Below are 5351 nucleotides of genomic sequence, written 5' to 3' on the forward strand. Positions count from 1 at the left end.
ACGGGGCCGGTTCAGCAGGAACTCGGCGCGCTGGCGGTACTCGTGGCTGGTCATGTAGGTCCCTTCCCTGGTCAGCGGTTCTGGTTCGCGGCGTCCATGGCGGCGTTCAGGCGCTTCGCTTCGGCCTTCGCGGCGGCCTTGGTGTCGTGCCAGGGTGTCGGTGTCGGTCATGATGGGTGTCCCTGCTGCTCGTTGGGTGGTCAGGGGCCCGGGGCGGCCGATCGTCATGGCCGAGGAGCGGCCGCCCCGGGGTGGAGCTACGTGAGGTGCTCCCGGGTCACCACCAGCGGGCCTTTCGGCGGTCCGGGCATCCGTTCTTGGCGTGGTCCTCGCACGGCGGGCAGGGGGCGTTGTCCTTGCCGAGTCCGAGCCAGTTCCCGGAGTGGAGTCGGGCGTGCTCCTCGCACTGCGGGCATGCGTCGCGGCTCACCGCTGCTTCTCCTGGCGCTTGCGGGCGCCTTCGACGATGCGGTCCACCCGGCGCTCGAGGTCGCCCTGGTGGACGCGGCCGCCGGACATGCGGTCGTCGGCGAGGCCGCGCTTGGCCATGCGGGCGACGAGGGCAGCGACGCGAAGCTTCTCGCCCACGGTGAGCTGGGGCTCGTCCTGCTGGCGGGCCATCAGACGAGGTCCGCGGCGCGGGTGCGGGCGGCGATCTCGGCGGCCTCGGCGACGGCCGCGGCCTGGGCGAGGCGGGCCCAAACGTCGGCCTGCGCAATCTCGCTCGGGGTAACACGGGGCCGGTTCAGCAGGAACTCGGCGCGCTGGCGGTACTCGTGGCTGGTCATGTAGGTCCCTTCCCTGGTCAGCGGTTCTGGTTCGCGGCGTCCATGGCGGCGTTCAGGCGCTTCGCTTCGGCCTTCGCGGCGGCCTTGGTGTCGTGCCAGGAGCTGACGTTGCCGTGCGGGTCGACGACGGGGTATCCGCCGTCCTCGGGGGGCTCGAAAGCCTCGTTGGGGCGGTGACTCCGGCTGAACAGGCCCATGCGGGATTCCTCTCGGGTCGGGTGGTGGTTCGGGTTTGGCCGTTCTCCTTGGCCCCCGTGCGGGACGGGGGCCGCAGGCATCCGGTCAGGCCTGGCGGCGGGCGGCGGCGAGGTCGGTGGCGGTGACGCCCTGCCGGGTGGCGGCGGTGCGGGCGATGTCGGCCATCTCCTGGGCGTGCTGGGCGTGGGCGCTGCCGGGCCCGGACTCGCGGACGGCCTCGTCGGCCTTGCGGTCGAGGTTCACGGTCAGGGCGGCAAGGTCGGCATTGCTGGGCATGGGGGTCCTTCCTGGTCCGGGTCTGTCCCGGCTCCCCTTGGCGTCCAGCCGGGGCTGGGCGCCGCGGGCAGCCGTCAGTTCCGCCGACGGCCCTTCTGGGCGTCGGTCCACATGCCGCGGAGCACGAGGACGCAGATGGTGAGGGCGACGGCGCTGATGCCGAGGGCGATGGCGAGCATCGCGGCGGCCATGGCGAGCGGGGTGAGGGCGAGGGCTCCGCCGATGCCGAGGGCGACCCACTGCCCGACGTTGACCTGCCGGATGGGGGCCGGCGGCTGGGCCGGGGCCTGCTCGGCGCGGAGGATCTCCTGCGCGCGGAGCATCGCGAGTGCCTGCGCGGTCAGCTCGTCGCCGGTGGGCTTCTCCAGGTCGCTCATGAGGACGGCACCTCCGTGCCCTTGGCCCAGTTCCAGGGCGCGGCGCTCTTGGCGAGGAACTCGATGTCGGCCTGCTGCCGCTCCTCGTCGAGGCGGGCGAATACCTTCTTCACGTAGGAGGTGCTGCGGGTGGCTTGGCGGGCCGTCTCCGTCACCGAGGTGCCCGTCAACCATGCTGCGCGGATGACGTTGGAGGCGGCCTCGGTCGGCAACCGCTTGACGCCAGCGCCGGTCACCTCCTCGTCGTCCTCGCGGGCGGGTACCTCGGGGTGCCACACCTGCTGGTCACCGCAGATGACCAGCGGCGACACGGTCGGGGCGGTCAGCTCCGGACGCAGGGGTGCCTCCTCGACAGCGGGCACCTCGACCGGGGTGTCGGTGGGCACCTCGGGGCGGTCGACGCTGATGGTGAGGGGCGGCGCAGGGGTGACCGTCCCGGCCGTCTCGGTCCGGCCGGCGAGGGCCTGGTGAACCTGTCGCATCAGTGCCCCGAACGCCAGCAGTGCGGCAGTGGGCGGCACCGCGGCGACGACGTAGTCCAGCAGCGGGACCGCGGACGGGTCACGGGAACCGGTCACCCCGGCCACGTTGAGCACGATCGAGCCGAGCGACCCGACCGCCGTCAGGACGATGGCCCAAGCGTCGACCCGGTGGGCGAGCGCCGCGCGAAGCCACATGATCTCGCCCGCGACGATGAACAGGTCGATGGTGGCCGGCCACGCCCAGGCGCGCACCTCCGCCTTCCCGAGTCCGTGGCTCAAGGCCACCTCGGCGAGGTGTGCGTAGGACAGCCAGAACGCGGCGCCCGTCAGGCTGATGATGACCACGCCGGCCGCGATGGCCAGCGCGCGGGATGGGTCGAACGTCTTCATGGGGTGTTCTCCTGATCGAAGCCCGCGTAGTTGCCGGGCGGGTAGACGTAGTTCGAGAGGGCGCCTTCGGCGGCGACGGCGGCGGCGCCGAGGCCGGCGACCGCGTAGGCGGCGATGGTGCTGTGGTCGGCGGCGGTGTCGGCGAGAACGGCGGCGGCCTGGGTGGCGCGGCGCGCGGACGCGGGCGACCCGTCCGGGTTGGTCATGGCGTCGTACATGGCGTCGCGGACGCGGGTACGGAACCCCATCACTCGCCCACCTGTCCGAGAGAGGCGCGCGCAGCCAAGTGCGCGCACAGGTTCACGCCGCGCCTGTCGCCCGCCCGATTGGCGGCCAGCAGGTCCGCAAGGATCATCGGGATCTGAGGAAGGGGCCGCAGAGTCCGGCAGGCCGCGCTCAGTGCAGCGTCCTCAGTGGGCCGCCGGACCAGGGCGGTACCCATCACGCACCGCCCTTCGGGCCGCGGATGATGGCCAGCCAGCGGGCCATCTGCCGAACCTGCCCAGCGGCCTCAACCAGCGCCGCCGCGTACAGGTCCGCCTCACTAGGGCCGAGCGTCCCCGGGTCGCCGGTCGGCTCGATGAACAGCCCCGTCGACCGGTCCCGCGGGCTGTACGGGTGCTGCGTGAACTGGGCCATGCCGACCGTGAACTCGTTGGTGCCGAGCAGCTGCTCGGCGCCGCGGTGGGTGAGGTCGACCAGCAGGCCGGGCGCTTCGTCGTGGCCGGCGCACCAGGCCGGTGCCGGGACGAGGACGTCCCCGATGTCGAGCGTCGGGACGGTCACGGTGCGGGCGCTCACTGGCCGGCCCCCGTCCTCGGCGCGCCGTAGTGGCGGTAGCCGGTGGGCGGGTGCTCGGCGAGCTTGCTGCGGAGGTAGTCGGCGGACCACCCGGCGTCGTCGCTCCGCTGGAGGACGTTCTCCAGGGCGATCCGGGCGTGCATCACGCGGTCGGCGAGAACCTCGGCGTGCGCCGGGCCGTCGCCGATGGTGGCCGGGTGCGGGATGGCGAGCGCCTCGAGGACGGCTTCCAGCAGCTTCCGCTGCTCGGCGGCGCTCACTGGCCGGCCTTGTGGGCGCGGACGATCGCGGCCTGGTCGCGCAGCCGGGCGGCGAACCGGATGAACTCGTCCGCCAGCTGGTCGGCGTCGTCCGCCGTCAGGTAGGCGTCCTCGCCCGAGCCGTCACCGAACCGGATGTGCGTCTGCCGGATCCGCTCGTCGTTCGCGGCCGGGTCGGCGGAGATGAACGACTCCAGCTCGGAGTGGTCCCAGTCGAGGGTGAAGGAGTGGACGTGCGCCACGTTGACGCGCTCCGAGTAGTGGTCGATGTCGTCGAAGTGCTCCATCCGGTCCATGTGGTCGGCGGCGCACCAGGCGGGGCACTCGATGAACGCGGTCTGCGGGCGGTCGGCCGGCCCGAACAGGGCGGGCACGAGACGGGTCGTGGTCGCGGCGGCCCGGCGGACGGCCTGCGCCCTGCGGCGCGGCTTCGGCGTCAGCTTGCTGAGGATGCCCGTGAAGGAGATGACGGGGTTGGGTAGGGTCATTGCCATGGTTCGGCCCCTCTCATGCAGGGTTCGTTCCGAAGCCCCGTTCGGTGTGCGGCACCGGCGGGGCTTTCCCATGTCTCGAAAGTAGAGCGCTCTACTTGCTGACGTCAAGCGCTCTACGAAGTATCTTGAGAATTACCGGAGCGCTACACACGGAGAGAGGTGTGAACCATGGAGAGAGACGGTCTTGGGTACGCAGACATCGCTGCGTACTACCGCAAGCAGATCGAGGACGGACTCCTCAAGGCCGGCGACACCATGCCGCCCATGAGTCAGGTGCAGAAGCAGTTCGGCGTCAGCATCACCACGGCGAACCGTGCCTACCGGCTGCTCAAGGACGAAGGGCTGACCACGCCGCGGCCCGGGTCAGGGACGGTCGTTGCCGAGCAGCCGCGAGTTGCGACCACGGGGGCCGCAAGGCTGCAGCGCATCGCCCGCACTGGGCAGCTGTACGCCCCCGGCGAGACCTCGATCAACCACACCGCCCAACTTCGCTCTTGCTCCAGCCCTCTGGTCGCTGATGCCCTCGGTGTCGAGCTGGGCGATGAAGTTGTAGTCCGCAGCCGGGTCTTCCTGAGGGACGGCAAGCCGGCCGTTGCCGCGCTCTCGTGCATCCACATCCGGGCACTTGTGAGCGTGCCTGAGCTGCTCCAGGCGCAGCCCTTTGACCGCTTCTGGCAGGAGCTTTACAGGGAACGGACCGGCCGTCAGACCACGAAGTCGCCGGAGCGCAGAACGGCAAGGCTGGCCGCAGACAACGAACTGGACATGCTGGATGTCCACGTACCCGAGACGGCGGCCGTTCCTGTTCTGGTCCTGCTCAACGTGTTCCATGACGACGAGGGGCCGCTCGAGGTATGGGAAGACGTCTACGCCCCAGGCCTGTGGCAGGTGGAGGGCGAGAAGCCGTAGCCGCAAATACGAGAGGGGCCCCGCTCAGGTCAGATGAGCGGGGCCCCTCTCGCATCCTTCCGCTTGCCAAGCTCCCCAGCAAGAGCCGGTAGCCGCGTCTCACAGACGTCTCACGGACTCACTGAATAAGGGTGGCTCAGACCCCCTTTGACGTGCGGTTTTTCAGCGGCTGTGGACGCACGGCCCCGTCTGTGGACGCCCCGTAAGCTGGGGAGCATGGCCTACGAGATTCCGGTGACGCAAGCCCGCGCAGAGCTCGCCGAACTGATCAACCGCGTCGTCTACGGCGGGGAGCGCGTCGTCGTCACCCGCCACGGCAAGCCCCTCGTGGCGCTCGTCTCCGCCGCTGACCTGGAACGACTCGAAAGCCTGCGGC

13 protein-coding genes are annotated in these 5351 nt (G+C 70.9%); 2 read left to right on the forward strand and 11 right to left on the reverse strand.

From position 1 onward, the window contains the following. Positions 1 to 277: 277 nt before the first annotated feature. The 11 genes from EAO77_RS35180 to EAO77_RS35230 form a co-directional block, all read right to left on the reverse strand. A complete protein-coding gene (locus EAO77_RS35180; protein ID WP_147992390.1) occupies positions 278 to 430 on the reverse strand; it encodes a pRL2-8 in 153 nt (50 codons plus the stop codon). Beyond that, positions 427 to 621, reverse strand: a complete 195-nt coding sequence (locus tag EAO77_RS35185; RefSeq protein WP_147992391.1) for a DUF6257 family protein — start codon at positions 619 to 621, stop codon at positions 427 to 429. Before EAO77_RS35185 ends, EAO77_RS35180 begins: the two co-directional genes overlap by 4 nt. Further along, positions 621 to 788 (reverse strand): hypothetical protein, encoded by a 168-nt coding sequence (locus EAO77_RS39090; RefSeq protein WP_187283551.1) that lies wholly within the window; start codon positions 786 to 788, stop codon positions 621 to 623. Before EAO77_RS39090 ends, EAO77_RS35185 begins: the two co-directional genes overlap by 1 nt. A 17-nt stretch (positions 789 to 805) precedes the next feature. Then, on the reverse strand, positions 806 to 985 hold the full coding sequence (locus tag EAO77_RS35190; protein ID WP_147992392.1) for a hypothetical protein: 180 nt from the start codon (positions 983 to 985) through the stop codon (positions 806 to 808). Positions 986 to 1070: 85 nt separating this feature from the next. Continuing rightward, positions 1071 to 1262: a hypothetical protein gene (locus EAO77_RS35195; RefSeq protein WP_147992393.1), complete on the reverse strand. Its 192-nt coding sequence runs from the start codon at positions 1260 to 1262 to the stop codon at positions 1071 to 1073. 74 nt (positions 1263 to 1336) lie between these two features. Next, positions 1337 to 1639, reverse strand: a complete 303-nt coding sequence (locus EAO77_RS35200; protein ID WP_147992394.1) for a hypothetical protein — start codon at positions 1637 to 1639, stop codon at positions 1337 to 1339. Further along, positions 1636 to 2511 (reverse strand): DUF2637 domain-containing protein, encoded by an 876-nt coding sequence (locus tag EAO77_RS35205; protein ID WP_147992395.1) that lies wholly within the window; start codon positions 2509 to 2511, stop codon positions 1636 to 1638. Before EAO77_RS35205 ends, EAO77_RS35200 begins: the two co-directional genes overlap by 4 nt. Beyond that, positions 2508 to 2759 (reverse strand): hypothetical protein, encoded by a 252-nt coding sequence (locus EAO77_RS35210; protein WP_147992396.1) that lies wholly within the window; start codon positions 2757 to 2759, stop codon positions 2508 to 2510. The genes EAO77_RS35205 and EAO77_RS35210 overlap by 4 nt, the downstream gene beginning before the upstream one ends. 193 nt (positions 2760 to 2952) lie before the next feature. Next, complete coding sequence (locus tag EAO77_RS35220; RefSeq protein WP_147992398.1) at positions 2953 to 3312, reverse strand: DUF6907 domain-containing protein; 360 nt, start codon at positions 3310 to 3312, stop codon at positions 2953 to 2955. After that, positions 3309 to 3572: a hypothetical protein gene (locus EAO77_RS35225; protein ID WP_147992399.1), complete on the reverse strand. Its 264-nt coding sequence runs from the start codon at positions 3570 to 3572 to the stop codon at positions 3309 to 3311. Before EAO77_RS35225 ends, EAO77_RS35220 begins: the two co-directional genes overlap by 4 nt. Beyond that, positions 3569 to 4066, reverse strand: a complete 498-nt coding sequence (locus tag EAO77_RS35230) for a DUF6907 domain-containing protein (protein WP_147992400.1) — start codon at positions 4064 to 4066, stop codon at positions 3569 to 3571. The genes EAO77_RS35225 and EAO77_RS35230 overlap by 4 nt, the downstream gene beginning before the upstream one ends. 168 nt (positions 4067 to 4234) lie before the next feature. On the opposite strand from EAO77_RS35230, the gene EAO77_RS35235 reads away from it, so the two are divergent. Beyond that, positions 4235 to 4975 carry a GntR family transcriptional regulator gene (locus tag EAO77_RS35235; protein ID WP_147992401.1) on the forward strand — a complete coding sequence of 247 codons (741 nt, stop codon included), beginning with the start codon at positions 4235 to 4237 and terminating at the stop codon, positions 4973 to 4975. 216 nt (positions 4976 to 5191) lie between these two features. Then, on the forward strand, positions 5192 to 5351 hold a 160-nt coding region (locus tag EAO77_RS35240; protein ID WP_147992402.1), incomplete at its 3' end, for a type II toxin-antitoxin system Phd/YefM family antitoxin.

Origin of the sequence: Streptomyces sp. T39 (genome assembly GCF_008042045.1) — a bacterium.
Classification (GTDB): domain Bacteria; phylum Actinomycetota; class Actinomycetes; order Streptomycetales; family Streptomycetaceae; genus Streptomyces.

Excerpts from the sequence above, each read along its gene's own strand:
- EAO77_RS35195 (WP_147992393.1), bottom strand. The coding sequence starts at position 1,262 with ATGCCCAGCAATGCCGACCTTGCCGCCCTGACCGTGAACCTCGACCGC.
- EAO77_RS35190 (WP_147992392.1), bottom strand. The coding sequence starts at position 985 with ATGGGCCTGTTCAGCCGGAGTCACCGCCCCAACGAGGCTTTCGAGCCC.
- EAO77_RS35185 (WP_147992391.1), bottom strand. The coding sequence starts at position 621 with ATGGCCCGCCAGCAGGACGAGCCCCAGCTCACCGTGGGCGAGAAGCTT.
- EAO77_RS35230 (WP_147992400.1), bottom strand. The coding sequence starts at position 4,066 with ATGGCAATGACCCTACCCAACCCCGTCATCTCCTTCACGGGCATCCTC.
- EAO77_RS35205 (WP_147992395.1), bottom strand. The coding sequence starts at position 2,511 with ATGAAGACGTTCGACCCATCCCGCGCGCTGGCCATCGCGGCCGGCGTG.
- EAO77_RS35210 (WP_147992396.1), bottom strand. The coding sequence starts at position 2,759 with ATGGGGTTCCGTACCCGCGTCCGCGACGCCATGTACGACGCCATGACC.
- EAO77_RS35235 (WP_147992401.1), top strand. The coding sequence starts at position 4,235 with ATGGAGAGAGACGGTCTTGGGTACGCAGACATCGCTGCGTACTACCGC.
- EAO77_RS39090 (WP_187283551.1), bottom strand. The coding sequence starts at position 788 with ATGACCAGCCACGAGTACCGCCAGCGCGCCGAGTTCCTGCTGAACCGG.
- EAO77_RS35200 (WP_147992394.1), bottom strand. The coding sequence starts at position 1,639 with ATGAGCGACCTGGAGAAGCCCACCGGCGACGAGCTGACCGCGCAGGCA.